Source organism: Billgrantia sulfidoxydans (assembly GCF_017868775.1).
Classification (GTDB): Bacteria; Pseudomonadota; Gammaproteobacteria; order Pseudomonadales; family Halomonadaceae; genus Halomonas; species Halomonas sulfidoxydans.
In genome coordinates this window covers 3,363,583-3,387,687 of record NZ_CP053381.1, presented here as the reverse complement: position 1 = coordinate 3,387,687, position 24,105 = coordinate 3,363,583, and the positions used below count along the sequence as shown (strand labels likewise).

Genomic DNA, 24,105 nt, shown 5'->3' with positions numbered 1-24,105 from the left:
GGTGGTGTCGGCGAGTGCATCTGGCCATCTTCAGCGTGTCCTAGGCCCTGTCCGAAAACTGGCTGCGCTCGGTCATACCGCGTTAAAAATCGGCTCAAAGTACTCATTTACACCCCGTAAACTCCGTCTTTTCGACGATTTTTGCCTTGTCTGACCTTCGCTCGCCGACTTTTCAGACAGAGACTAGCGACCGACGTAGCGCGCCTGCCAGGCGTCCTGCAGCGCCGTCATCCAGCTCGGGTGCGGTTCCGGCAGGGTCTCGGCCAGCGCCTCCGGCGGCAGCAGGGCAGGGTTGTCGCTCTCCTGCTCGAACAAGGAACGGGTCTCGGCGTCGAGGCGTGTCACGTCGAGTACGGTGGGGTCACCCCATACCGCGAGGTCCTGCTTGCGTGCCTGGGCCTCGGGCGAGAGCAGGAAGTTGGCCACGACCATGGCGCCGGCCCGGCGGGGCGAATTGAACGGAATGGCGACGAAGTGCACGTTGCCCAGGGTGCCGCCCTCAAGGACGTAGCTGCGGGTCGACTCGGGCAGCTCGAAGTCGGCCACGGCGGCGGCCGGCTCCGCCGGGTTGAAGGTGAAGGCCAGGGACAGTTCGCCGTCGCCCATCAGGCGACGCAGCTCGGGGCCATTGGCGGGAAACTGCCGGCCGCGGCGCCACAGGTGGGGATGCAGGGCATCCAGGTATTCCCACAGCGGCGCGGTAACGGCCTCGAAATCGCTCTGCACGACCGGTTCGTAGAGCACATCGGTGTCGTCGGCCAGGGCAATGAGCGCCTGCTTGAGGAAGGTGCTGCCGAGGAAGTCGGGTATGCGCGGATAGGTGAAGCGCCCCGGGTTGATCTCGGCCCAGGCGAGCAGCTGCGCCATGTTGCGCGGCGGCTCCTCATCGAGTGCCTCCGCGTCGTAGTAGAAGGTGATCTGCGCCTTGCCCCAGGGCGACTCATAGCCTTCCGTGGGCAGCGTGAAGTCGGTCACCACCTCGGGGTTGTGCTCAGGATGGGTCAGGGAAAAATTCGGTAACTGCTCGGCGAAGGGGCCGTACAGCAGGTCGTTCTCTTTCATGGCGGCGAAGTTCTCGCCGTTGAGCCAGACCAGGTCGACGCTGCCGTCGTCGTGATTGCCCGCGCTGCGCTCGGCCAAGACCCGGGAGACGGCGGAGCCGGTGTCGTCGATCTTGACGTGCACCAGTTCGACCTCATGCTCGTCCCTGACCCGGCGCTTGACCCAGTCGAGATAGTCGTTGATCCGCGTGTCGCCGGCCCAGGCGTGCCAGTAGACGGTCTGGCCGCGGGCTTCGTCGAGCACGCTCTCCCATTCCTGCAGGGCGGAGGCTGCGTGGAGTGGGTGGGCGAGCATGGCAGCCAATGGCAGGACACGAAGTAGACGCAGCGACATCGACTCACTCCTCGATAGGGTGGATTGGAGAGTGGCCCCATGTGAAGAGCCGTAGCCTGCCGTCCACAGGTGCGATGCCCCTCGTTGCGGATCGTTGCGGATCCTACACCGCGGTCGCGAGGGTAGCTGCCATGCTGACACCTTCGCCGAGCGGAGCCCGAGTAAGTCGACACGGCGTGGTATGGCGAGGCCTGCTAACCTGATTTCAGTAGAAACTGAAACACCAAGAGTGGGGTCTTAACAAGCATACCCGTATCACGACGCGAGGAAAGGTTGTCATGAGCGTGCGCCGTGTCGTCTGGTTTCACCGTCTTGTGCTGTGGGCGAGCTTTCTGTGTCTGCTCCTTGGCGGTGGCCTGTTGGCATGGCAGAGCCAGGCTCAGGAGAATGGGCGCATCGCCCTGGTCATGACGGTGGAGGGCGCCATCGGGCCGGCTACCGGCGACTATTTCGAGCGCGGGTTGCGACGTGCCGCCGCTCGCGATGCCGAACTCGTCATCGTGCAGATGGACACCCCGGGCGGGCTCGATGCCACCATGCGCAGCATGATCCGCGCCATGCTGGCATCGCAGGTGCCCGTCGCCATCTACGTCTCTCCCAGCGGTGGGCGCGCCGCCAGCGCCGGCACCTACCTGCTCTACGGCAGCCACGTGGCCGCCATGGCCCCCTCGACCCACCTGGGATCGGCCACCCCGGTGCAGATGGGGGGCGGGGGGTTGCCCGGCATGGACGATCCCGCGGAGGAAGCTCCTGACGAGGACGCCGCCGGGGATGGCGACGAGGCCGCCGGGGATGGCGCCGAGGCCGGCGATGAGCAGGCGGACACCGAGCCGTCTCCCCGGCGCGGTGAGACCGCCATGGAGCGCAAGGTGCTCGAGGACGCCGTCTACTACATTCGCGGCCTGGCCGAGCGTCACGGCCGCAACGCCGACTGGGCCGAGGAGGCGGTGCGCGAGGCGGTCAACCTGACCTCCCGCGAGGCGCTCGAACGTGGCGTGATCGACGTGGTCGCCAGCGACATCGACGACCTGCTGGCCCAGATCGACGGGCGCGACGTGGTGATGGCGGGTGGCGAGCGCACCCTGAACACCGCAGACCTCGTCATCGAGCGCTTCGATCCCGACTGGCGCACCGAGCTGCTGCAGGTGATCACCAACCCCAACGTGGCCTACTTCCTGATGATCATCGGCTTCTACGGGCTGATCTTCGAGCTTTCCAACCCGGGCAGCCTGGTGCCGGGCACCATCGGGGTGATTTCGCTGCTGCTGGCGCTGTTCGCCTTCCAGCTGTTGCCGATCAACTATGCCGGTCTGGCGCTGATCCTGGTCGGGCTCGGCCTGATCGTGGGCGAGGCGCTGATGCCCAGCTTCGGCATTCTCGGCATGGGGGGGATCGTGGCTTTCGTGATCGGTTCGGTGATGCTGATGGACTCAGAACAGTTGGCGGTTTCCCTTCCCCTGATCGGCGGCATCGCCCTGCTGGCCGCGGGGATCATGCTGTGGGTATTGATCCGTTTCGCCGGTCTTCGCCGGCGGCCTGCCCGTACCGGCCAGGAGCAGCTCGTCGGCAGCCTTGGCGTGGCCCAGGAGGATTTTCAGGGGCAGGGCCATGTCCGCCTGAGGGGCGAGCGCTGGAATGCCCGCAGCAGTGCCGCCCTGACGCGCGGCCAGGAGGTGAGGGTGGTGGCGGTCGAGGGGCTGACGCTCGTGGTCGTGCCCGCCGATCGGGCGGCGCAGTAAGGGAACGCTTTCGCGACAGGGGCAACCTGACACATCGAGGCCAGACATATCGAGGAGTGTGCTCATGATGATTTCCTATCTCGTGCCGGTAGTGCTGCTGTTCATGCTGATCGCCGCGTCGATCCGCATTCTGCCGGAATACAAGCGTGGCGTGATCTTCTTCCTCGGTCGCTTCCAGTCGGTCAAGGGGCCGGGGCTGATCATCGTGATTCCCGGGATCCAGCAGATGAGCGTGGTCGACCTGCGCGTGATCACCATGGACGTGCCGGAGCAGGACGTCATTTCCCAGGACAACGTCACCGTCAAGGTCAACGCGGTGCTCTACTTCCGCGTGGTCGATCCGGAGAAGGCGATCATCCAGGTCGAGAACTTCACCCTCGCCACCAGTCAGCTGGCCCAGACCACGCTGCGCTCGGTGCTGGGCAAGCACGATCTCGACGAGATGCTCTCCGAGCGCGACAAGCTCAACGACGACATCCAGGAGATCATCGACACCCAGACCGAGGAGTGGGGCATCAAGGTGGCCAACGTCGAGATCAAGCATGTCGACCTGGACGAGAGCATGATTCGCGCCATCGCCCGCCAGGCCGAGGCCGAGCGAGAGCGGCGGGCCAAGGTGATTCACGCCGAGGGCGAGCTGCAAGCCTCCAGGAAGCTGGTCGAGGCGGCCAACGTGATGGCCGAGAACTCCGCCGCGCTGCAGCTGCGCTACCTGCAGACCATGAGCGACATGAGCAACAAGAACGCCTCGACCATCGTCTTCCCGCTGCCGATGGACATCATGGAGGCGTTCAAGCACATGCAGGCCTCGCCGGCCGCTCAGGCGCGCAACGCGGGAACGAGACCAGACGACTTGGGCGAAGGCTGAACGAAACGTGCCACGCCCGCCTGGGCGTGGCATCCTGAGGCGACCTGACGGAAGATGAGGTCGCCTTGTTCCACTCCCTTTCACACCGCCAACAGGGGCTGTTGCTGACCGGTGGCGGTGCGCTGATCATTTCCCCCGACGCCCTGCTGATCAAGCTGATCGGTCTACCCGACAGCGAGATTCTGCTGTGGCGCGGGCTGCTGACCGCGCTGGGCTTCATCCTCCTCATGCTGGCGCGGCACGGGGCCGGCACGCTGGCGGCCTACCGCCGCTGCGGCGGGACCGGCATCGGCGTGGCGCTGCTGTTCAGTTTCTCCACCTTCGGCTTCGTGCTCGGCAACCAGTACACCAAGGGCGGCAACGTACTGATGATCCTGGCCGGGGCGCCGCTGATCGCCGCCTTGCTCTCGCGGCTGTTTCTCGGTGAGCGGCTGCCGCGGCGTACCTGGCTCGCCATCTGGCTGTGCCTGCTCGGTACCTCGCTGATCGTGCTCGACGATACCGGGGCGGGCTCGTGGATCGGCAACGGCTTCGCGCTGCTGGCGGCGACGGCGCTGGCCGCCAACTTCACCCTCTGCCGCACCCGCCCGGGCGTCGACATGAGCCCCATGCTGACCCTTTCCGGCCTGATCGTCGCGGCCGTGGCGGCACTGTTCGGCCTGGCCGGCGGCGGCATTGCGCTGCCGCCGGCCGATAGCCTGCTGCTGCTGGTACTGCTGTGCCTGGTGCTGCTGCCGCTGGGTTTCACCCTGATCCAGCGCGGGCCGCTCTACCTGCCGGCCGCCGAGGTGGGGCTGTTGATGCTGCTCGAGGTGGTGGTGGGCACCCTGTGGGTGTGGTGGATCCTCGGCGAGCGGCCGGCGCCGGTGGCGCTGATCGGCGGTGCCCTGGTGCTCGGCACGCTGCTGGCCAAGGGGCTCTATGAGCGCCGGCTGGAACGGCGCCTGCGGGGGCGGGGTGCAGCGCAGCGTGGTCTCTGATAACATGCGCCGCTCGTGAGGGGCGTGTCAGGTTGAAAACCGAGCCCCGCGAGTTCCCCTGACCAAGGATGCGACGCTACGTGCTGACTCCTCTAACCGGGCTGGCCACGCCGCCCTAGCGTTCTCTCTCCCCGGGTGATGCCGTCATCGGCTCACCACCGCTCGACATCAGCCGATGTCACGGGCATCCCGCCCGTACCCGCTTTTTTCATTGAGTCCTGTTTGATCAGCCCCAGGGCGGTGTCTTCGACGCCAAGCCAAGGGACGCTTGCGACTCGACCCCTGGTACTTTCCGGCGCTGGCGCCGGCTGGTATGCAACCCATCGACTGGACCGAAGAATGATCCGATCCATCAAGCAAGAGTGGTTCTCCAACCTCAAGGGCGACTCCCTCGCCGGTATCGTGGTCGCGCTGGCCCTGATTCCCGAGGCCATCGCCTTCTCCATCATCGCCGGCGTCGACCCCAAGGTGGGGCTCTACGCCTCCTTCTGTATCGCCGTGATCATTGCCTTCACCGGCGGTCGCCCGGGGATGATCTCGGCGGCCACCGGCGCCATGGCGCTGCTGATGGTGACCCTGGTGCGCGACCATGGCCTCGAGTACCTGCTGGCCGCGACCCTGCTCACCGGGGGGCTGCAGATCGTCGCCGGCTACCTCAAGCTGGCCGACCTGATGCGCTTCGTCTCGCGCTCGGTAGTCACTGGCTTCGTCAACGCCCTGGCGATCCTGATCTTCATGGCGCAGCTTCCCGAACTGACCGGCGTGACCTGGCACGTCTATGCCATGACGGCGGCCGGGCTCGGCATCATCTACCTGTTCCCCTACCTGCCCAGGATCGGCAAGACGATTCCCTCGCCGCTGGTGTGCATCGTGGTGCTCACCGCCGTCTACATGGCGAGCGGCATGGAGATCCGCACCGTGGGCGACATGGGCGAGCTGCCCGACACCCTGCCGGTGTTCCTGTGGCCCGACGTGCCGCTGACCCTCGAGACGCTGTGGATCATCCTGCCCTACTCGGTGATGCTCGCCGTGGTGGGCCTGCTGGAGTCGATGATGACCGCCACCATCGTCGACGACCTGACCGATACCCCGAGCGACAAGAACCGCGAGTGCAAGGGGCAGGGCATCGCCAATATCGGCGCCGGCCTGCTCGGCGGCATGGCCGGCTGTGCGATGATCGGCCAGTCGGTGATCAACGTGAAGTCGGGCGGCCGCGGGCGTCTCTCCACGTTCGTGGCCGGCGTGGTGCTACTGATCATGGTGGTGTTCCTCGCCGACTGGGTGTCGCAGATCCCCATGGCCGCGCTGGTGGCGGTGATGATCATGGTCTCCATCGGCACCTTCAGCTGGGCCTCGATCCGCGACCTCAGGAAGCACCCGATGAGCACCAACCTTGTCATGCTGGCCACCGTGGCGGTGACCGTGGGCACCCATAACCTGGCCATCGGCGTGTTCGTCGGTGTGCTGCTGGCGGCGATGTTCTTCGCCAACAAGGTCGGCAACATCCTCTACATCGGCTCCGAAGAGGCCGATGACGGCAGCCGTCGCATCTACCGGGTAGTCGGCCAGGTGTTCTTCGCTTCCTCGGAGCGCTTCGGCAATGCCTTCGACTTCAAGGAAACCGTGCAGAAGGTCACCATCGACCTGTCGCGCGCGCACTTCTGGGACATCACCGCCGTGCAGACGCTGGACCGGGTAGTGATCAAGTTCCGCCGTGAAGGCACCGAGGTGGAGCTGATCGGCCTCAACGAGGCCAGCGCCACCATCGTCGACCGCTACGCCATCCATGACGATCCGGCTGCCGTGGAAAAGTTGATGGGCGGCCATTGACGCCAATCGCGGGCCGGTGCTCCTCTTGAAGGAGCCGCGGCCCGCTGGGTCGAATCGGGCGTCGCAGTGTCCTTGAGCGCTGCGACGACAATGCCAGCATGGGAAACGACACCATGACAGAACAGGTAATGGCCGCCATCGACGGCTCGCAGTTCTCTACTGGGGTGTGCGACTACGCCGCCTGGGCCAGCCTGGCGCTCGGCGCGCCGCTGACCTTCCTCCACGTGGTGGACAACCACCCGCAGACCGCCGAGGCGGATCTCTCCGGCAACATCGGGCTGGGCTCCCGCGAGCACCTGCTCGAGGAGCTTTCGCAGCTCGACGAGCAGCGCGCCAAGGTGGCCCAGGAGCAGGGCCGGCTGATGCTCCGGGCGGCCTGCGAGCGTGCCGTCGAGGATGGCGTGGATGACCCCGGCACGCGCCAGCGCAACGGTACCCTGGTCGAGACGCTGGCCGAACTGCAGGACGAGATCCGCCTGCTGGTGCTGGGCAAGCGCGGCGAGACCGCCCACCAGGCCAGCGAGCACCTGGGCTCCAACCTGGAGCGGGTAGTGCGCGCCCTGCATCGGCCGATCCTGATGGTGCCGGAGACCTTCACGCAGCCTCAGCGGGTGATGCTCGCCTTCGACGGCAGCAAGACCACCCGCAAGGGCGTCGAGATGCTGGCCAAGAGCCCGCTGTTCAACGGCATCCCGGTGCACGTGGTGATCGTCGGCGCCGAGACCGGCGACAACCGCTCGCAGCTCGACTGGGCGCTGGCCACGCTGCGCGAGGCCGGCCACGAGGCCGAAGGGGCGATCCGTGCCGGCGAGGTCGAGGAGACCCTGCGCGCCTATCAGGAAGAGAACGCCATCGACCTAGTGGTGATGGGCGCCTACGGCCACTCGCGCATCCGCCACCTGCTGGTGGGCAGCACCACCACCGCCATGCTGCGCCGGGCCAGGGGGCCGGTGCTGCTGCTGCGCTGAGCATGGCTCCCGACGGCCGGGACCCCGATGCCAGCGCAGCGTGCGCAGTGGTAGCATCCTGTCGATGACGCTCCAAGGAGGCCAGCGTGTCAGCCCCGAATCCGTCGACTCCTCGCCTGCGTGTCCAACTGGGCCGCGCCATCGCCATCGGCCCGGGCAAGGTCCAACTGCTCGAGGCCATCGCCGCGACCGGTTCGATCTCCGCGGCAGCCCGCCAGATGGGCATGAGCTATCGGCGCGCCTGGCTGCTGGTCGATACCATGAACCAGTGCTTCAAGGAGCCCCTGGTCAACACGGCCACCGGGGGCAAGGGCGGCGGAGGCGCCAGCCTCACCCCGTTCGGTGAGGACGTCCTGGCACGCTACCTGCGCATGCAGCGCATCGCCAGCGAGGCGGTGGCCGAGGAGATGGAGGCCTTCGCCGCTCTTCTGATCGCTTCGCCAACGCCTTCCTGATCATCCCGCCTGGCGTGGCGCGACTACGTCATGACAGCGCCTTGCCTCGCAGTTGGGCATACACCTGCTGCCCTGGGTGCAAGGCCAGGCGCTGGGAAGCCTCGCGGGGGATGCGCGAGAGCAGCATCTGTTCGGCGACTGCCAGGCGTACCAGCAAATGGCCGGGGTGGGGGTCGTCGCTGATCTCGGCCACCTGCGCCGGCAGGCAGTTGAGAACGCTGGCATCCTGGGGCGGCGTCAGGCTGATTACCACGTCGCTGGCGCGAATGCTCAGCCGCAGCCGCTTGCCCGGCGATGCCGCTTCCCGCGAGACCCACAGCCGCCCGGCGCCGCACGTCAGCGCGACGAGCTGCCGGTCGGCATCGTATCCCTCGACGCGTGTCTCCAGCACCGCGGCGGCGTTGTCGGCGTGGGACAACGGCAGGTCGCTGCGCACCAGCAGCTCGTGCAAGGGGCCGGCGGCCAGTACCTGGCCCGCTTCCAGCAGCACCATGTGATCCGCCAGGCGGGTCACCTCGTCGAGCGCGTGGCTGACGTAGACCACCGGAATCTCGAGGTAGGCGTGCAGCCGCTCCAGATAGGGCAGGATTTCCGCCTTGCTGGTCGCGTCCAGCGAGGCCATGGGTTCATCCATCAACAGCAGGCGGGGGCTGGCGAGCAGGGCGCGGGCGATGGCGACTCGCTGCCGCTGCCCGCCTGAGAGCGCCTGGGGATGACGCTCCAGCAGCGCTTCGAGGCCGAGCAGTTTCACGGTCTCGTCGAAGTCGACGCGGCGACGGCTGGGCTCGACTCGTCGATAGCCGTAGCGCAGGTTGTCGCGCACCCGCAGATGGGGAAAGAGGCTCGCCTCCTGGAAGACGTAGCCCAGCGGGCGACGGTGCACCGGCAGGACGTGGTCGGGGGCCTGCCAGCGCTGGCCGTTGACCGTCAGCCAGCCCTCGCTGCGCTCGAGCCCGGCCAGGCAGCGCAGCAGGGTGGTCTTGCCCGAACCGGAGCGGCCGAACAGCGCCGTGACACCCCGCTCGGGGAGTTTCAGTTCGGCCTCCAGCACGAAACTACCGCGCGTCAGCCGAAAGCTGCCCGCGACGCTCACGGCGTCATCCCCACGATCTTGAAGCGCTTGTTGAGCGCATAGACGCAGACCAGCAGCAGGAACGCCGCCAGCATCAGGAACAGCGACAAGCGATGGGCGGAAGCGTAGTCCATGGCTTCCACATGACTGTAGATGGCGATGGAGGCGACCTGGGTCTGGCCCGGTATCCCGCCGCCGATCATCAGCAGCACGCCGAACTCGCCCAGGGTGTGGGCGAATGAGAGCACCGCCGCAGTCAGCAGACCCTGGCGCGACAGCGGCAGCACGACCGACACCAGGCGGTCCAGCGGGCCGGCCCGCAGGGTGGCGGCCACCTCCAGCGGGCGACGCCCCATGGCCTGGAAGGCGTTCTGCATCGGCTGCACCACGAAAGGCAGCGAATAGATCATCGAGCCGATCACCAGGCCGGTGAAGGTGAAGGCCAGGTGGTTCGCGCCCAGGCGCTCCAGCGTGCCGCCCACGGCGCCACGCGGACCGAGCAGGATCAGCAGGTAGAAGCCGATCACGGTGGGAGGCAGCACCAGCGGCAGCGATACCAGCGCCTCGACGACCACTTTCACCCGGCGCTGGGTGTGAGCCAGCCACCAGGCCAGCGGCAGGCACAGCACCAGCAGCAGCGCCGTGCTGATCAGGGCCAGTCGCAGGGTCAGTCGCAGGGCTTCCCAATCGGAGGGCGTCAGGCCGAACATCGTCACCCTCAGTGGCTGCGCGGGATGGAAAAGCCGTAGTTCTCGAGGATCCGCTGCGCCTCGGGGCTCTGCACGAAGGCGGCGAAGCCCCGGGCGGCAGGATTCTCGGCGCCACGCCGGGTGATGATGTAGCCATTCTCCAGGGGCTGGTGAAGATCGGCATCGATCACCTGGAACGCCGCCCCTTCCAAGCTCAGGCCATGCATCTGGGCCAGCGCCAGGATGCCGACGTCGGCGGCACCGCTGTGCACCATCTGCAGGGCCTGGCCGATGTTCTCTGCGAACACGAGCTTCGGCTCCAGCGCGTCCCACAGGCCGCTGGAGCGCAGCGCCTCCTCGGCTCGGGCGCCGTAGGGCGCGTGGCGGGGGTTGGCGATGGCGATGCGCCGGAACCGTTCCGCGGTCAGGGATTGCAGCGTCAGGGTCGAAGCGTCGTCTCCGCCGCTCCACAGCACCAGACGACCCTCGGCATAAGGCACTGCCTCGCCGGCGGCATGGCCGGCTGCCTCGAGCGCCTGGGGAAAGTCCATGTCGGCAGAGAAGAACAGATCGAAGGGGGCGCCGTTCTCGATCTGGGTGCGAAAGCTGCCCGATGAGCCGTAGACTGCCTCGAGCCTTGCGCCGGGATGGCTGGACCGATAGTCGGCAACGAGCTCATCCATGGCGGGGCGCAGGCTGGCGGCGGCGGCGATGCGGGCCGTTGTCTGGTCGGCCTGGGCCACGGTCAGCGTCAGGGCGAAGGAGGTCATGCCCGCCAGCAGGCGTTTGAGAAGGTGGGGCACGCGAGGTCTCCACGGCTGTCCCTTGAGATTCGGTCGGCGCAGGCAAGGCATCGTCATATCGTTCGGGATATAACGATCCGCCGTATGTTGCCATATGCGACGCCGAGCGCGCCATACCGCGCGAGAGGTATGTCCCGGGGCTGGCCCATGACGCCCTCCCTGAGCGATGGCATGATGAACGACCCATCGAAGGCCGGCATGGCCACCGCTTCGCCGCTCGTCCCGACGTCGGCGGCGCCCGACGATGCGGTAGAATCGGCCGGCCTACTTTCAAGGAGAGGAAGCATGACCATCGTTCGTCACGATACCAAGGCGCGCATGAGCCGCGCCGTCATCCACCACGGCATCGCCTACCTGTGCGGTCAGGTGGCCGGCCCCGAGGCGCGCCACGGCGACATCACCGAGCAGACCGAGAGCATGCTGGCCCGGGTCGATGCGCTGCTCGCCGAGATCGGCTCCGATCGCGAGCACCTGCTCACGGCGACGATCTACCTCAAGGAGGGCAGCGATTTCGCCGCCATGAACGCGGTGTGGGATGCCTGGGTGCCCACCGGCCATGCGCCGGCGCGCACCTGCGTCTGCGCGCCCATGCCCGCCGATGAGCTCAGGGTGGAGATCACCGTCACGGCGGCTGTCGTCGCCGGCGGCGATTATCCCTACTGACGCTAGACCTTTGCTCCCCTAGCGGGCGCAGGGGTCATCGAGTGGCGCCTCTCGCGGCCGCAGCCGCCGCGAGAGGGCGTCCACGGCGATGTTGAGCGCGGCGGTGATGAGCAGCAGGAACAAGGCCACGTCGAACATCAGGTAGTCGAAGCCCTCCTCGATGTAGAAGCCCAGGGTGGCGACACCGAGCATGCCGAGGATTGCCGTCTCGCGCAGGATCACCTCGGCGCGGTAGTAGAGCAGGGCCAGCAGGCCCGGGTAGACCCGCGGCAGCAGCTCGTAGGCCAGCCGCCCGCTGGCGGGCAGTCCCGGCATGCCGGGCGTGATGGCATCGGCGTGACGTGCCGCCAGGAAGGCGATCAGGGCGCCGTTGTGCAGCGCCAGGGCCAACCAGGCGGGCAGCAGCGAGGGGCCGAGCAGCAGCAGGAAGATGAACGCCAGCATCAGTTCCGGCGTCGAACGCAGGAAGATCAGCACGCCATGCCCGGCCAGGCGGGTGGCACGGTTGCCGAAGTGGCGGCTTGCCAGCGGCCATAGCACCAGCGCTACCGCCAGTGCCCCCACGGTGCCGAGCAGCCCCAGCAGCAGGGTGTTGCCGATGGCGGGTCCCAGCGACGGCAGCCGCGACAGCCACTCCACCAGCCCCGCCCAATCGCCGGCGAGCAGCGCCGCCGGCCAGATGTCCTCGGAGACGAAGCGCCACAGCAGCGCGCCCTCCACACTTGGCCAGGGTCCCAGCAGCCAGGCGCCGCCCACCAGCAGCAGCGGAATCACGCGCTTGTGCCCCCACCACGGCAGGCTGGCGATCAGCCCGTAGAACAGCCACAGCAGCGCCCCCGCCTCGTGGTAGCGCCCCTCGCGAAACGCCGTCTCGAGATGGAAACCCAGGGTCGGCAAGCCGACGAAGCCGAGCAGCACGCTGGCGCGCAGGCCGCATTCGAAGCGGTAGCGGGTGTAGGCGGCGAGCTGGGTCCAGGCCAGCGGCAGTTCGGCATAGACGAAGCGGGCCAGCCGGCCGCTGCCGGGCGGCAGGGCGTCGCGCGGCGCGCGCGGGGTCTGCTCGAGGATCTCGGCATAGACCTTGGCGAAGATCCCCGCGTAGGGAATCGCCAGGGCCGCCAGCGCGGTGAGCGCCGAGAGGCCGAACACCTGCAGGAACAGAAGTGCCCAGAACAGCTCGTGGATGGCGCGCACGAAGGCGCAGCCGGCCCTGACCAGCCGCGAGCGGGCGAACAGCAGCGCCAGGGGAAAGCCCAGGATCACCCCGGCAAGCGTACCCCACAGCGCCACCGCCACGGTGAGGCCGAGCGCCGAGAAGGGCGACTCCAGCGCGCCCCAGGCGGGCCACGCCAGGCCGGCCGCCATGCGGCCGAGCTCGCCCCAGGGATCGCGGGTGTGGATGGACAGGTCGGCGAAGGGCGCCAGCAGCACCGCCAGCGCCACCAGGCCCAGGGTATGCCGGGCCAGGCGCAGGCCGGGCGACTGGCCCCGCCACCACGCTCTCCACCCCGCTGGGGGCAGGGCCGGCAGGCTGTCGTTCACGACCGCCCCCGAGGGCAGGGGAGAGCATCGACGCCCGGCACGCCGATATCGGCGTCGAGCGCATCCGGGCCATGCCTCGCGGCATCGGCGTCGGGGTAGAGCGCGTCCAGCTCGGCCAGGGTGAGCGAGCCGGCGGGCGCATCGATCGCCAGACGGCCGTCACGCAAGCCCCAGACGTGGTCGAAGTGGGTCAGCGCCAGCTCGCGCTGGTGCAGGGCGACGACCGAAGTGGTGTGGCGGGCATCGATCAGGTCCAGCAGACGCAGGGCCTGGTGAGGGTCGATGCTGGCCACCGGCTCGTCGCCGAGGAACAGCGGCCGGGCCTGGTAGAGCGCCCGGGCGATGGCTACCCGTTGGCGCTGGCCGCCGGAGAGCTGGCCCACCGGCCGGCGCAACAGGCCGGCCAGGCCCAGCTCGTCGCACAGGGCGGCCACCTCGCGCCATGGGCGGCGCAGCGGGCGCACGAGGTTCCACAGGTTGGCCAGCGCCGAATGCTCCGGCAGGCGCCCCATGAAGACGTTGTGATAGACCGCAAGCTGCGGCACCAGGCCGTGATGCTGCGGGCACCAGGCCGCCTGGCAGTCGAGCCGACGGCGCAGCTCGCCGAGCAGCGTCGACTTGCCGGCGCCGCTCTGGCCGAGCAACGCGACCCTTTCGCCCTCATGCAGGGCGAGGGTCAGGCGTGGCAGGACGACATGCGCGCCATGCCCGATGTCCTCACCATCGAAGCGAACCAGCAGGCGACGTTGCTCTCCCTCCATCAGCGCAGCAGGCCGAGTGCCTCGGCCACCTCCTCGATGGGGGCGTAGAGCTCGTTGTCGGCGGGGATGAACGCCTCGCGGGGGAAGGTGGCGAGCAGCTCCGGGTCGTCCATTTCCAGAAAGGCGGCCCGGACTTTCTCGGCAAAGCCCTCGCCGAAGCGCTCGTCGGCGTCGCCGCGCAGCGTCCAGTTGTAGTCGGGATAGGGCGGCGTGGCCCAGATCACTCGGACCTGGTCGGTATTGATCCGGCCCTCCTCCTCGGCGGCTTCCCAGACGGTGTAGTTGACCGCCCCGATGTCGTAGGTGCCGGCTTCCACCAGCGCAATGGTACGCGAGTGGTCGCCGGAGTAGCCGACGCGGGAGAAAAAGCGCTCCGGATCGGCATTGTCGAAGCGCTGGCGCAGGAAGTGCTCCGGCATCAGCCGGCCGGAGGTGGAGGTGCGCGAGCCGAAGGTCAGGCTCATGCCCTCGATCTCGTCGGGCAGCTCGTCGGCGCGCTCGAGGCCGGTGGACTCATGGGCGATGAAATAGCTGACGAAGGCGTCGTCCTCGCTGCCCTGGGCCAGCGCCTGGGAGCCGGGCACCAGGCGTCGCGCCTGCACCCCCGAGAGCCCGCCGAACCACGCCAACTGGACCTGGTCGTTGCGGAAGGCGGTGACCGCGGCGCTGTAGGACTTCACCGGTACGTACTCCACCTCGACGCCAAGCTGCTCCTCCAGATAGTCGGCCACCTTGGCAAAGCGCTCCACCAGGCGCGCCTCGTCCTCGTCGGGGATGGCGGTAAAGCGGAAGGTCTCGGCGAGGGCCCCGGGGGCGGCCAGGGTCAGGGCGATGGCAGGCAGCGTGAGGGTCAGGGCGATCCGGCGCATGGGGAATCCTTGAGTACAGCGGAGGTGGAGGCGCTATTGTTGTGCCGCGCCGCCCGGCTGGCAACCCCGGCACCGAAGTGGCGGGCAGGGGACGATCTCACCTTAAGTTTTGTTAGTAATATTCCATAAACATCAGGAGGATTTTCGACCAAGGGCGCATGTCGGGAGCGCTGCGTTTGCTTAGAATGTAGTGAATTCGCCAATGTCAGACATTTTGTGCTGACGCAATGGACTGCTGGATATCCGCAAGGGAGTGTCCCCGCATGCATGCCTTGACCCTGCTGTCGTTCCTGTTCTTCACCGGCCTGGTGGCCTTCATCACCTGGCGCCTGACCCGCCGCGACGATCATGCGAGCACCAGCGGCTATTTCCTCGCCGGCCGCTCGCTGACCTTCCCGTTGATCGCCGGCTCGCTGCTGATGACCAACCTCTCCACCGAGCAGATGGTGGGGCTCAACGGCTCGGCGTTCAGCGACGGCCTGAGCGTCATGGCCTGGGAGGTGGTGGCGGTGATCGCCCTGGTGGCCCTGGCACTGTTCTTCCTGCCGCGCTTCCTCAGGAGCGGTATCGCCACCCTGCCGCAGATGCTGCTGATTCGCTTCGATGCCGGCACCCAACTGATCTGCAACGTCATCTTCCTGATCGCCTATGCGGTGATTCTGCTGCCGATCATTCTCTACTCCGGCGCCATGGGGCTGCTCGGCATGCTCGACCTCCCCGGCCTGACCGGCATCGAGTCGTCGACGCTGCTGCTGTGGCTGACGGTCTGGGGGGTGGGGCTGATCGGCTCCGTCTATGCCCTGTTCGGTGGGCTGCGCACGGTGGCCGTGTCGGATACGCTGAATGGCGTCGGGCTGTTGGTCGGCGGCTTCGTCATCGTCTACTTCGGGCTGCAGGCGGTCAGCGATGACGGCGGCCTGCTCGCCGGCTGGGAGGTGCTCAAGGAGAGCGATCCGCAGAAGCTCAACTCCATTGGTGGCTCCGACCAGCAGGTGCCGTTCTCCACCCTCTTCACCGGCGTGTTCCTGATCAACCTCTTCTACTGGACCACCAACCAGCAGATCATCCAGCGTACCTTCGCCGCCAAGAACCTCGCCGAGGGGCAGAAGGGCGTGCTGCTGACCGGCTTCTTCAAGCTGCTCGGCCCGCTCTACCTGGTGCTGCCGGGCATCATCGCCTACCACCTCTACGCCGACCAGGGCGTGCAGGCCGACGAGGCCTACGGTCACCTGGTGTTCAACGTGCTGCCGCCCTATCTCACCGGCTTCTTCGCCGCGGTGATGGTCGGCGCCATCCTGTCGTCGTTCAACTCGGCGCTCAACAGCACCACCACCATCTTCAGCCTGGGGCTCTACAAGGGCGTGCTCAACAAGCAGGCCAGCGAGGAGCAGGTGGTCAGGTCGGGCAAGGTGTTCGGCTGGATCATGGCCTTCGCCACCATGACCATCGCGCCGCTGCTGGCCGGCCAGGAGAGCCTGTTCGACTACCTGCAGAAGATGAACGCCATCTACTTCATCCCCATCCTCGCGGTGGTGATCGTCGGCCTGCTCACCACACGCGTGCCGCCCATGGCGGCCAAGATCGCCCTGGTCGGCGGCTGCCTGCTGATCGCCGCAGGCTACTTCGTGCCGCCGTTCAACAAGCTGCCGCTGGTGATGCACGAGTTCCACTTCGTCGCCGGGGTTTTCGTGCTGCTGGTGGCCATGATGCTGCTGATCGGCAAGCTGCGCCCGCGCGAGACCGCCTGGGTCCACGAGTACAGTGGGGACGTCGACCTCACCCCCTGGCGCGGCGCCGTGCCCGTCGGCCTGCTGCTGGTGGTGCTGGTGATCGTCATCTACGCAGCCTTCGCCGGGGTCTAGCCCCCCGTGGGGCGGGCGGCGAAGCGGCCCGCCCCGACGTGCCGCAGGCTGGCGGGGTGGCGTGCTGCGCGGTAAAATGTCTGACATTTGCTTTCCTAGGAGGCCTCATGACACTGGCTTCACTGCCGCGTCACCAGGGCGGCGCCGATGGCCTGGCCCGGCTGCTGGGTCAGGCGTTGCTGGCCGGGCGCTGGCGACCCGGCGAGACCTTTCCCCGTGAGCGTGATCTCTGCCAACACTTCGAAGTCAGCCGCAACCAGGTGCGCAACGCCCTGGCCACCCTGGTCGCGCTGGGGATGGTCGAGCGCACCGCGGGGCGGGGCAGCGTGGTCTGCGAGATCGACGAATGGCACCTGCTCGATCCCCTGGTGAGTACCTGGATGGCCGAGATCGAGGCCCCCGACGCCGAGCTGTTGCGCGAGATCTTCGCCTTTCGCCACTCGGCGGAGCCGGCCGTCGCGCGGCTGGCGGCCCAGGCCGCCGACGCGGGGGATCTCGAACGCCTGGAGGCGGCCTACCAGGGCATGCGGCGTACCGCCGGCAGACCGGAAGCCAGCGCGCGGCATGCGGAGTACGACGTGGCCTTCCATGATGCCGTCTACCGCGCCAGCCACAACCTGGTCTGGCGCCAGATGGGACACCTGTTGCGGCCTTCGATCATCGCCCTGATCGTGCGCTCCCAGGCTCACCTCCGGCCCCTTGCTGCCGACCTGGAGGACAGCCTGGCGCGCCACGGCCGGCTGCTCGAGGCGATTCGCCGCCGCGACGCCGACGCCGCCGAGGCGGCCGCCGCCGACGTGCTGCGGCGCACCGCCGTCGACCTGGGGATCGTCGCCGACGCGGCCTCACGACCCGCCACCACGCCGGTGGCCGAACCCGACACCAGGGAGCGCTCCACATGAAGATCACCCGACTCAGGACCTGGCAGGTGCCGCCGCGCTGGCTATTCCTCAAGATCGAGACCGACAGTGGCTGCTACGGCTGGGGCGAGCCGGTCATCGAGGGCCGCGCCGCCACGGTGGAGGCCGCGGTGCATGAACTCGCCGACTACCTGGTCGGCCAGGATCCGCACCGCATCGAGCACCTGTGGAACACGCTCTATCGCGCCGGCTTCTACCGCGGTGGCCCCATCCTGATGAGCGCCATCGCCGGTATCGACCAGGCGCTGTGGGACCTCAAGGGGCGCGATCTGGGCGTGCCGGTGCACCAGCTGCTGGGCGGCGCGGTGCGCGAGCGCATGCGCATGTACGCCTGGACCGGCGGCGACCGGCCGAGCGACGTGGGGGCGGGCGCCAGGGAGCTGGTGGGGCGCGGCTTCACCGCCTTCAAGATGAACGGCACCGCCGAGCTGCAGATCGTCGACTCGCACCGCAAGGTCGACGAGGCGGTGGCGCGGGTGGCCGAGGCCCGCGAGGCGGTGGGCCCCGAGGTCGGCATCGGCATCGACTTCCACGGCCGCGTCCATCGGCCCATGGCCAAGGCATTGCTGCGCGAACTGGAGCCGTTTCACCCCATGTTCGTCGAGGAGCCGGTGGCCCCCGAACACCTGCCTAGCCTGAAGCACATCGCCGGCGGCCTGGGCTACCCGCTGGCCACCGGCGAGCGGCTGCACACGCGGTTCGAATTCCGCGACCTGCTCGCCGACGGCATGATCGACATCATCCAGCCCGACCTCTCCCACTGCGGCGGCATCAGCGAGGGGCTGAAGATCGCCGCGCTGGCCTCGGCCCATGACGTGGCCCTGGCTCCGCACTGCCCGCTCGGCCCGTTGACCCTGGCCGCCTCGCTCCACTTGGATGCGGTCAGCCACAACGCCTTCATCCAGGAGCAGAGCATGGGCATCCACTACAACCGCGACAACGACGTGCTCGACTACCTGGTCGACAAGTCGGCGCTGGCCATCGAGGAGGGCTTCTGTGCCATTCCCCAGGGGCCCGGCCTTGGCGTCGAGATCGACGAGGCCTTCGTCGAGGAGCGGGCCAAGGTGGGTCACCGCTGGCGCAACCCGGTGTGGAGCCATGAGGACGGCTCCATCGCCGAATGGTGAGGAGACCGTCATGAGCGATGCGGTACGCGAGCGGCTGGCGTGGGTCGCGGTGGACTGGGGCTCGAGCCACCTGCGCGCCTGGGGGCTGGACGAGCGCGGCGAGGTGCTGGCCCGCGCGGGCAGCGACAAGGGCATGCTGGCCCTGGCGCCGCAGGAGTACGAACCCGCACTGCTGGAGGCGATCGGCGACTGGCTGTCCGCTTCCGGGCGCGTGGCGGTGTGGGTCTGCGGCATGGCCGGCGCCCGTCAGGGCTGGCGCGAGGCGGCCTACCTGCCGGTACCGACGCGCCTGGACGACCTGGCTCGCGGCGCCGTGGCTCCCGTGCTGCGCGATGCGCGACTCGAGGTGCACCTGCTGCCGGGGCTGTGCCAGCACGACGACGCCGCGGGCCGCGACTTCGACGTGATGCGCGGCGAGGAGACTCAGTTGGCCGGCCTGGTGGCGCACGAGCCCGGCTTCTCGGGGCTGGTCTGCCTGCCCGGCACCCACGCCAAGTGGGCCTGGCTCGAGGCGGGCACGGTGATGCGCTTCGCTACCGCGCTCAGCGGGGAGCTCTACCGGTTGCTGGCCAGCCGCTCGGTGCTGCGGCACTCGGTGGCCGAGGCCGGGCTGGACGCGCCGGGCTGCCGCGAGGCGTTCGTCGGTGCGGTGCGCGAGGCGGCCGCCGAACCCGGACGCTTCGCCCAGCGGCTGTTCGGCCTGCGCGCCGCCGATCTGCTCGACGATTCGCTGCCCGCCGGGGAGGCGCGGCGAGCCCGGTTGGGGGCGCGCCTCTCGGGGCTCGTCATCGGTCTGGAGCTTGCCGGCATGCAATGCGAGCTGCCGGCTACGCCCGTGACCCTGGTCGGCAGTGCGGCGCTGTGCGAGCGCTATGCGCTGGCCCTCGAGACGCTCGGCCATGCCAGCAGGCGCCTCGACGGCGACACGGCGGTGCTCGCCGGCCTGGGATTGGCACGGGCCGGTGGTGACAACTCATCATGGAGACGGATATGACCCTGCCCCTGATCGGTATCCTTCGCGGCATCACCCCCGACGAGGCGGTGGCGGTGGGCGAGGCCGTCCTCGCCGCCGGCATCACGACGCTGGAAGTCCCGCTCAACTCCCCCGATCCGCTCGACAGCATCCGCCGCCTGGCCGCGGCACTGGGTGACCGCGCCGCGGTGGGGGCCGGCACGGTGCTCAGCCCGGACCAGGTGCGTGAAGTGCATGCCGCCGGCGGCCGCCTGGTGGTGTCACCCAACTGCCGCCCCGCGGTGATCGAGGAGACCCGACGGCTGGGCCTGCAGAGCTGGCCCGGCGTGCTGACGCCGTCGGAGGCGTTCGATGCCCTGGAGGCCGGTGCCACGGGGCTGAAGCTGTTTCCTGCCGTGCAGGTGGGAGTAGAGGGCATGAAGGCGCTGCGCGCGGTGCTGCCCGGCGGCACCCGGCTCTATGCCGTGGGGGGCATCGGTGCGGAGGAGTTCGCCGCCTGGCGTGCCGCCGGTGTGGACGGTGCCGGCCTGGGCAGTGCCCTCTATCGCCCCGGGCAGTCGCCCGAACAGGTGTGCCGGCAGGCGCGGGCGCTGGTGGCGGCCTGGCAGGCCGCCGGTAGCGAGGCTGGGGCCAGATGATGCAGTGGCGTCACGCGGCGTTCAGCCGCGGGGCGGGTAGCGGGTGTCGCGCAGGCTATCCTTGATCTTCTTCAGGTGGGGCAGGAAGTCCTCGCCGCGGCGCAGGGTGACGCCGGTGGCCAGCACGTCGATCAGGGTGAGTTGGATCATGCGCGAGGTCATCGGCATGTAGACGTCGGTGTCCTCCGGCGTGGGCACCTCGAGCGTCTCGGTGCACTCCGCGGCCAACGGCGATCCGGGCGCGGTGATGCCCAGCACCACGGCGCCGCTCTCGCGCGCCAGGCGCGCGATGTCGACCAGCTCGCGGGTACGGCCGGTCCACGAAATGACCACCACGACGTCACCGGTGTGGCAGGCCGAGGCGATCATGCGCTGCATCAGCACGTCGACGTAGGAGGTGACCGGCAGGTTGAAACGAAAGAATTTGTGCTGGGCATCCTGGGCCACGGCGCCGGAGGCGCCCAGGCCGAAGAAGTGGATCTGCTTGGCCTGGATCAGGTAGTCCACCATCCGCTCGATGCGGTCCGGGTCGAGGGTGCGGCTGGCTTCGTCAAGGGCGGCGATGGTGGCGCCGAAGATCTTGCGCGTGTAGTCCACCGCCGCATCGCCGGGCTCCACCGACTGGCTGACGTAGGGCGTGCCGCCAGCCAGGCTCTGGGCTAGCTTGATCTTGAAATCGGGATAGCCCTTGGCATTGAAGCTGCGGCAGAAGCGGTTGACCGTGGGTTCACTGACCGACGCCGCCTGGGCCAGGCTGGCGATGCTCAGGCCGGTGGCCCGGGCCGGATCGGCCAGGATGACGTCTGCTACCTTGCGCTCGGAGCGGTTGAGCTCCTCGAGGCGTTGACGGATTCGTTGCAGCAGGTCGTGATGGGCCATGGCTGAAGGGACTCTCTCAAGCTGATAATGTAGTGATTTAACAACATGAACGACGGCTATCCTATCGCGGAGTCGCGGTCAGGCGCGAACCGAGCTATCGGGAATACCGATCATGAGCGTAATATTACAAAATATTGGTTGATAGACAGGCTGTTTTTACGTATTTTTTGTGTAAATTAACCAAATGGGGGCGGACATGAAGGCAACCACGCGGCCAGAGGAAGAGAGTCGGCCGGTCATCGATCTCGCGCTGTTCGGTGCCCTGGGCGACCTGTCGCTGCGCAAACTCTACCCGGCGCTCTACCACCTCGACCGCGAGGGCCTGCTGCATGACGACACGCGCATCCTGGGGCTGGCGCGCCAGGAGTTGAAGCCCGACGCCTTTCGCCGGCGGATCGCCGAAACCCTGCAGACCTACGTCAAGCCCGCCGAGCTCGATCACGAGACCGTCAAGCGCTTCACGGCACGCCTCGATTACCTGCAGCTCGACTTCGCTACCGCCGAGGGCTACCGCGCCATCGCCGAGTGGCGCGAGGCCGTGCGCCATGACACCGTCGTCTGCCCCCTGGTCGTCTACCTGGCCGTGCCGGCGAGCCTGTACGGTGAGATCTGTCGCAACCTTCAGGCCGGCGAGTGCCTCGACGAGCTCTCCCGGGTGGTGGTCGAGAAGCCGATCGGCTACGACTTCGAGTCCTCCTGCGTGATCAACGACGCCATCGGCGAAGTGTTCCAAGAGTCCCAGGTCTATCGCATCGACCATTATCTGGGCAAGGAGACCGTTCAGAACCTGATCGCGCTGCGTTTCGCCAACCCGCTGTTCGGCACCCAGTGGAACCAGAACCACATCTCCCACGTGGAGATCACCGTGGCCGAGCAGGTCGGTATCGAGGGGCGCTGGGGCTACTTCGATCGTGCCGGCCAGCTGCGCGACATGGTCCAGAACCACCTGCTGCAGCTGGTCTGCCTGATCGCCATGGACCCGCCGGCCAACCTCGATGCCGACGCCATCCGCGACGAGAAGGTCAAGGTGCTCAAGGCGCTGCAGCCCTTCAGCGAGGCCCGGCTCAATCGTGACGTGGTGCGCGGCCAGTACATCGCCGGCACCATCCACGGCAAGGGGGTGCCAGGCTACCTCGAGGAGGAGGGCGCCAATCGCGACAGCGAGACCGAGACCTTCGTCGCCATGAAGACCGGCGTGGCCAACTGGCGTTGGGCCGGGGTGCCGTTCTACCTGCGCACCGGTAAGCGCATGCCCGAGAAGCTCTCCCAGATCGTGGTGCACTTCCGCCAGCAGCCCCACTACATCTTCGACCCCGACCAGCGCAACCTGGCGGCCAACAAGCTGGTCATCCGCCTGCAGCCCGACGAGGGTATCGCACTGGAGGTGCTGACCAAGGACAGCGGGCTGGACCGGGGGATGCGCCTGCGCCGTGGTCCGCTGCACCTGGATTTCGGCAGCGCCTTCCCCCAGACGCGCATTCCCGACGCCTACGAGCGCCTGCTGCTCGAGGTGATGAAGGGGCGCCAGTACCTGTTCGTGCGCCGCGACGAGGTCGAGCACGCCTGGCACTGGTGCGACAGCCTGATTGCCGCCTGGAAGGAGATGGGCGAGCCGCCGCGGCGCTATCCCGCCGGCTCCTGGGGGCCGGTGGCCTCCATCGCCATGATCACCCAGGATGGGCGCAGCTGGTACGAGGACTACTGACATGACCGATCTTGCAGCCGAGCCGCGCCAACAGCTCGCCGCGCAGCTCGCCGAAGCCACCTGTGAAGCGCTGCGCCAGGACCTGGCGCAGCAGGAGCGGGCCCTGCTGGTGGTATCCGGCGGCTCGACCCCGGTGCCTTACTTCCAGGCCCTGTCTCGGCAGGAGCTGCCCTGGGAGCGGGTCGACGTGACCCTGGCCGACGAGCGCTGGGTGAGCGAGACCGACGCGGCGAGCAATGCCCTGCTGGTACGGCGCCACCTGCTGCAGGACCGGGCGGCGGCGGCCAGCTTCGTCTCGCTGACCACCGATGACGAGACCCCCGAGCAGGGCGTCGAGGCGGTCACCCGGCGCATCGAGGCGCTGGCCTGGCCGGCCAGCCTGGTGGTGCTGGGCATGGGCGGCGACGGACATACCGCCTCGCTGTTTCCCGACAGTCGCGAGCTGGAGCTGGGGCTCACCACCGACGCCCCGGTGCTGGCCGCGCGCACGCCGAGCCAGCCCCAGGCACGCATTTCCCTGAGCGCCGACCGGCTGCACCAGGCGCGACGTCACGTGCTCTACATCACCGGCGACGACAAGCGCAGCGTGCTGGCCCGCGCCCTGTCCGGCGACGACCTGCGCGAACTGCCGATCCGCGCCTTTCTTTCCTGCCCGCTGGCCGTCTACTGGGCCCCCTGAACTGGAGTCTTGCTCATGACCATCGACAAACAGCTGCCGTCCACGCGTATCACCGAACTCGACAGCATCTGCCTCAAGGCCGAGGTCATCCCGGTGCTGGCCATCGAGCGGGTGGAGGACGCCGTGCCGCTGGGCCGCGCCCTGGTCGAGGGCGGGCTCACGGTACTCGAAGTGACCCTGCGCACCGACTGCGCGCTGGAGGCGGTGCGCCGCTTGAAGGAGGCCTTGCCCCAGGCCAGCATCGGCGTGGGCACCGTGCTGACCCCGGCCCAGTATCGCCAGAGCGAGCAGGTGGGTGCCGATTTCGTCGTCACGCCGGGCACCACCGAGGCGCTCTATCGCTACGGCGTCAGCAGCCCGGTACCGATGCTTCCCGGCGTGGCCACCGTCTCCGAACTGATGACCGGCTGGCAGTACGGCTACCGCCGCTTCAAGTTCTTCCCTGCCGAGGCCAGCGGCGGCGTCAAGGCGCTGAAGGCCTTTGCCGGCCCGATTCCCGAGGCACGCTTCTGCCCCACCGGCGGCATCACCCTCGACAACGCCGAGGACTACCTGGCGCTGAAGAACGTGATGTGCGTGGGGGGGTCCTGGCTGACGCCGAAGTCGCTGGTCGATGCCGAAGACTGGAACGGCATCCGCCAGCTCGCCAAGGAAGCCGCCCAGCGCTTTCATCACTGAACGGCTTCGC

Annotated in this window: 23 protein-coding genes; 15 read left to right on the top strand and 8 right to left on the bottom strand. The window is 68.1% G+C overall.

Annotation, left to right across the window (positions count from 1 at the left end; all coding sequences use genetic code 11):
• Positions 1-183: 183 nt before the first annotated feature.
• Positions 184-1,395: an ABC transporter substrate-binding protein gene (locus tag HNO51_RS15660; RefSeq protein WP_197448175.1), complete on the bottom strand. Its 1,212-nt coding sequence runs from the start codon at positions 1,393-1,395 to the stop codon at positions 184-186.
• Between the two features lie 278 nt (positions 1,396-1,673).
• Between HNO51_RS15660 and HNO51_RS15655 the strand changes: the two genes are divergently transcribed.
• The 6 genes from HNO51_RS15655 to HNO51_RS15630 all read left to right on the top strand — a co-directional run bounded on the left by HNO51_RS15655 (position 1,674) and on the right by HNO51_RS15630 (position 8,235).
• Positions 1,674-3,134 (top strand): NfeD family protein, encoded by a 1,461-nt coding sequence (locus tag HNO51_RS15655; RefSeq protein ID WP_197448174.1) that lies wholly within the window; start codon positions 1,674-1,676, stop codon positions 3,132-3,134.
• 64 nt (positions 3,135-3,198) lie between these two features.
• A complete protein-coding gene (locus tag HNO51_RS15650; RefSeq protein WP_197448173.1) occupies positions 3,199-4,002 on the top strand; it encodes a slipin family protein in 804 nt (267 codons plus the stop codon).
• Between the two features lie 65 nt (positions 4,003-4,067).
• Positions 4,068-4,982: a DMT family transporter gene (locus HNO51_RS15645; protein WP_197448172.1), complete on the top strand. Its 915-nt coding sequence runs from the start codon at positions 4,068-4,070 to the stop codon at positions 4,980-4,982.
• Between the two features lie 339 nt (positions 4,983-5,321).
• Positions 5,322-6,812 (top strand): SulP family inorganic anion transporter, encoded by a 1,491-nt coding sequence (locus tag HNO51_RS15640; RefSeq protein WP_197448171.1) that lies wholly within the window; start codon positions 5,322-5,324, stop codon positions 6,810-6,812.
• A 113-nt stretch (positions 6,813-6,925) separates the two neighbouring features.
• Positions 6,926-7,780, top strand: coding sequence for a universal stress protein (locus HNO51_RS15635; protein WP_209537823.1), 855 nt, complete (start codon positions 6,926-6,928; stop codon positions 7,778-7,780).
• Positions 7,781-7,866: 86 nt separating this feature from the next.
• Complete coding sequence (locus HNO51_RS15630; RefSeq protein WP_197448169.1) at positions 7,867-8,235, top strand: winged helix-turn-helix domain-containing protein; 369 nt, start codon at positions 7,867-7,869, stop codon at positions 8,233-8,235.
• A 28-nt stretch (positions 8,236-8,263) separates the two neighbouring features.
• Here HNO51_RS15630 and modC read toward each other — a convergent pair whose 3' ends face one another.
• From modC to modA, 3 genes are read right to left on the bottom strand one after another with little or no spacing between them, the layout of a single operon-like run.
• Positions 8,264-9,328, bottom strand: a complete 1,065-nt coding sequence (gene modC / locus HNO51_RS15625; RefSeq protein WP_209537822.1) for a molybdenum ABC transporter ATP-binding protein — start codon at positions 9,326-9,328, stop codon at positions 8,264-8,266.
• On the bottom strand, positions 9,325-10,017 hold the full coding sequence (gene modB / locus HNO51_RS15620; protein ID WP_209537821.1) for a molybdate ABC transporter permease subunit: 693 nt from the start codon (positions 10,015-10,017) through the stop codon (positions 9,325-9,327). The genes modC and modB overlap by 4 nt, the downstream gene beginning before the upstream one ends.
• Before the next feature lie 8 nt (positions 10,018-10,025).
• The gene (modA, locus tag HNO51_RS15615) at positions 10,026-10,799 is read right to left on the bottom strand and encodes a molybdate ABC transporter substrate-binding protein (RefSeq protein ID WP_242597133.1); all 774 of its coding nucleotides are present in this window, start codon (positions 10,797-10,799) and stop codon (positions 10,026-10,028) included.
• Between the two features lie 285 nt (positions 10,800-11,084).
• On the opposite strand from modA, the gene HNO51_RS15610 reads away from it, so the two are divergent.
• Positions 11,085-11,462 (top strand): RidA family protein, encoded by a 378-nt coding sequence (locus tag HNO51_RS15610; RefSeq protein WP_197448165.1) that lies wholly within the window; start codon positions 11,085-11,087, stop codon positions 11,460-11,462.
• An 18-nt stretch (positions 11,463-11,480) separates the two neighbouring features.
• Here HNO51_RS15610 and HNO51_RS15605 read toward each other — a convergent pair whose 3' ends face one another.
• From HNO51_RS15605 to HNO51_RS15595, 3 genes are read right to left on the bottom strand one after another with little or no spacing between them, the layout of a single operon-like run.
• Positions 11,481-13,004 carry a PhnE/PtxC family ABC transporter permease gene (locus tag HNO51_RS15605; RefSeq protein ID WP_242597132.1) on the bottom strand — a complete coding sequence of 508 codons (1,524 nt, stop codon included), beginning with the start codon at positions 13,002-13,004 and terminating at the stop codon, positions 11,481-11,483.
• Entirely contained in the window at positions 13,001-13,765 is a 765-nt protein-coding gene (locus tag HNO51_RS15600; protein WP_209537819.1) for an ATP-binding cassette domain-containing protein, read from the bottom strand. Before HNO51_RS15600 ends, HNO51_RS15605 begins: the two co-directional genes overlap by 4 nt.
• Positions 13,765-14,634: a putative selenate ABC transporter substrate-binding protein gene (locus HNO51_RS15595; protein WP_209537818.1), complete on the bottom strand. Its 870-nt coding sequence runs from the start codon at positions 14,632-14,634 to the stop codon at positions 13,765-13,767. Before HNO51_RS15595 ends, HNO51_RS15600 begins: the two co-directional genes overlap by 1 nt.
• Before the next feature lie 263 nt (positions 14,635-14,897).
• On the opposite strand from HNO51_RS15595, the gene HNO51_RS15590 reads away from it, so the two are divergent.
• The 5 genes from HNO51_RS15590 (at position 14,898) to HNO51_RS15570 (ending at position 20,154) form a co-directional block, all read left to right on the top strand.
• Positions 14,898-16,496: a solute:sodium symporter family transporter gene (locus HNO51_RS15590; RefSeq protein WP_197448162.1), complete on the top strand. Its 1,599-nt coding sequence runs from the start codon at positions 14,898-14,900 to the stop codon at positions 16,494-16,496.
• A gap of 107 nt (positions 16,497-16,603) precedes the next feature.
• The gene (locus tag HNO51_RS15585; protein ID WP_209537817.1) at positions 16,604-17,398 is read left to right on the top strand and encodes a FadR/GntR family transcriptional regulator; all 795 of its coding nucleotides are present in this window, start codon (positions 16,604-16,606) and stop codon (positions 17,396-17,398) included.
• Positions 17,395-18,543 (top strand): galactonate dehydratase, encoded by a 1,149-nt coding sequence (gene dgoD / locus HNO51_RS15580; RefSeq protein WP_197448160.1) that lies wholly within the window; start codon positions 17,395-17,397, stop codon positions 18,541-18,543. Before HNO51_RS15585 ends, dgoD begins: the two co-directional genes overlap by 4 nt.
• A 10-nt stretch (positions 18,544-18,553) precedes the next feature.
• Positions 18,554-19,537, top strand: coding sequence for a 2-dehydro-3-deoxygalactonokinase (locus HNO51_RS15575; protein WP_209537816.1), 984 nt, complete (start codon positions 18,554-18,556; stop codon positions 19,535-19,537).
• Positions 19,534-20,154: a 2-dehydro-3-deoxy-6-phosphogalactonate aldolase gene (locus HNO51_RS15570; protein ID WP_209537815.1), complete on the top strand. Its 621-nt coding sequence runs from the start codon at positions 19,534-19,536 to the stop codon at positions 20,152-20,154. Before HNO51_RS15575 ends, HNO51_RS15570 begins: the two co-directional genes overlap by 4 nt.
• A gap of 21 nt (positions 20,155-20,175) precedes the next feature.
• Here the strand turns inward: HNO51_RS15570 and HNO51_RS15565 are convergent, their stop codons facing one another.
• On the bottom strand, positions 20,176-21,033 hold the full coding sequence (locus tag HNO51_RS15565; RefSeq protein WP_197448157.1) for a MurR/RpiR family transcriptional regulator: 858 nt from the start codon (positions 21,031-21,033) through the stop codon (positions 20,176-20,178).
• A gap of 196 nt (positions 21,034-21,229) precedes the next feature.
• Here HNO51_RS15565 and zwf point away from each other — a divergent pair, with 196 nt between their 5' ends.
• Genes zwf through HNO51_RS15550 form a run of 3 tightly spaced genes read left to right on the top strand, consistent with a single transcriptional unit; the run spans position 21,230 to position 24,095 of the window.
• The gene (zwf, locus tag HNO51_RS15560; RefSeq protein WP_197448156.1) at positions 21,230-22,738 is read left to right on the top strand and encodes a glucose-6-phosphate dehydrogenase; all 1,509 of its coding nucleotides are present in this window, start codon (positions 21,230-21,232) and stop codon (positions 22,736-22,738) included.
• A gap of 1 nt (position 22,739) precedes the next feature.
• Complete coding sequence (gene pgl, locus HNO51_RS15555; RefSeq protein ID WP_197448155.1) at positions 22,740-23,417, top strand: 6-phosphogluconolactonase; 678 nt, start codon at positions 22,740-22,742, stop codon at positions 23,415-23,417.
• 15 nt (positions 23,418-23,432) lie between these two features.
• Positions 23,433-24,095, top strand: coding sequence for a bifunctional 4-hydroxy-2-oxoglutarate aldolase/2-dehydro-3-deoxy-phosphogluconate aldolase (locus tag HNO51_RS15550; protein WP_197448154.1), 663 nt, complete (start codon positions 23,433-23,435; stop codon positions 24,093-24,095).
• Positions 24,096-24,105: the final 10 nt, after the last annotated feature.

Bases quoted from the DNA above. Each gene is read 5' to 3' on its own strand.
- HNO51_RS15660 (WP_197448175.1), bottom strand. From the start codon at position 1,395: ATGTCGCTGCGTCTACTTCGTGTCCTGCCATTGGCTGCCATGCTCGCC.
- HNO51_RS15655 (WP_197448174.1), top strand. From the start codon at position 1,674: ATGAGCGTGCGCCGTGTCGTCTGGTTTCACCGTCTTGTGCTGTGGGCG.
- HNO51_RS15650 (WP_197448173.1), top strand. From the start codon at position 3,199: ATGATGATTTCCTATCTCGTGCCGGTAGTGCTGCTGTTCATGCTGATC.
- HNO51_RS15640 (WP_197448171.1), top strand. From the start codon at position 5,322: ATGATCCGATCCATCAAGCAAGAGTGGTTCTCCAACCTCAAGGGCGAC.
- HNO51_RS15635 (WP_209537823.1), top strand. From the start codon at position 6,926: ATGACAGAACAGGTAATGGCCGCCATCGACGGCTCGCAGTTCTCTACT.
- modB (WP_209537821.1), bottom strand. From the start codon at position 10,017: ATGTTCGGCCTGACGCCCTCCGATTGGGAAGCCCTGCGACTGACCCTG.
- HNO51_RS15610 (WP_197448165.1), top strand. From the start codon at position 11,085: ATGACCATCGTTCGTCACGATACCAAGGCGCGCATGAGCCGCGCCGTC.
- HNO51_RS15600 (WP_209537819.1), bottom strand. From the start codon at position 13,765: ATGGAGGGAGAGCAACGTCGCCTGCTGGTTCGCTTCGATGGTGAGGAC.
- HNO51_RS15595 (WP_209537818.1), bottom strand. From the start codon at position 14,634: ATGCGCCGGATCGCCCTGACCCTCACGCTGCCTGCCATCGCCCTGACC.
- HNO51_RS15590 (WP_197448162.1), top strand. From the start codon at position 14,898: ATGCATGCCTTGACCCTGCTGTCGTTCCTGTTCTTCACCGGCCTGGTG.
- HNO51_RS15585 (WP_209537817.1), top strand. From the start codon at position 16,604: ATGACACTGGCTTCACTGCCGCGTCACCAGGGCGGCGCCGATGGCCTG.
- dgoD (WP_197448160.1), top strand. From the start codon at position 17,395: ATGAAGATCACCCGACTCAGGACCTGGCAGGTGCCGCCGCGCTGGCTA.
- HNO51_RS15575 (WP_209537816.1), top strand. From the start codon at position 18,554: ATGAGCGATGCGGTACGCGAGCGGCTGGCGTGGGTCGCGGTGGACTGG.
- HNO51_RS15570 (WP_209537815.1), top strand. From the start codon at position 19,534: ATGACCCTGCCCCTGATCGGTATCCTTCGCGGCATCACCCCCGACGAG.
- HNO51_RS15565 (WP_197448157.1), bottom strand. From the start codon at position 21,033: ATGGCCCATCACGACCTGCTGCAACGAATCCGTCAACGCCTCGAGGAG.
- zwf (WP_197448156.1), top strand. From the start codon at position 21,230: ATGAAGGCAACCACGCGGCCAGAGGAAGAGAGTCGGCCGGTCATCGAT.
- pgl (WP_197448155.1), top strand. From the start codon at position 22,740: ATGACCGATCTTGCAGCCGAGCCGCGCCAACAGCTCGCCGCGCAGCTC.
- HNO51_RS15550 (WP_197448154.1), top strand. From the start codon at position 23,433: ATGACCATCGACAAACAGCTGCCGTCCACGCGTATCACCGAACTCGAC.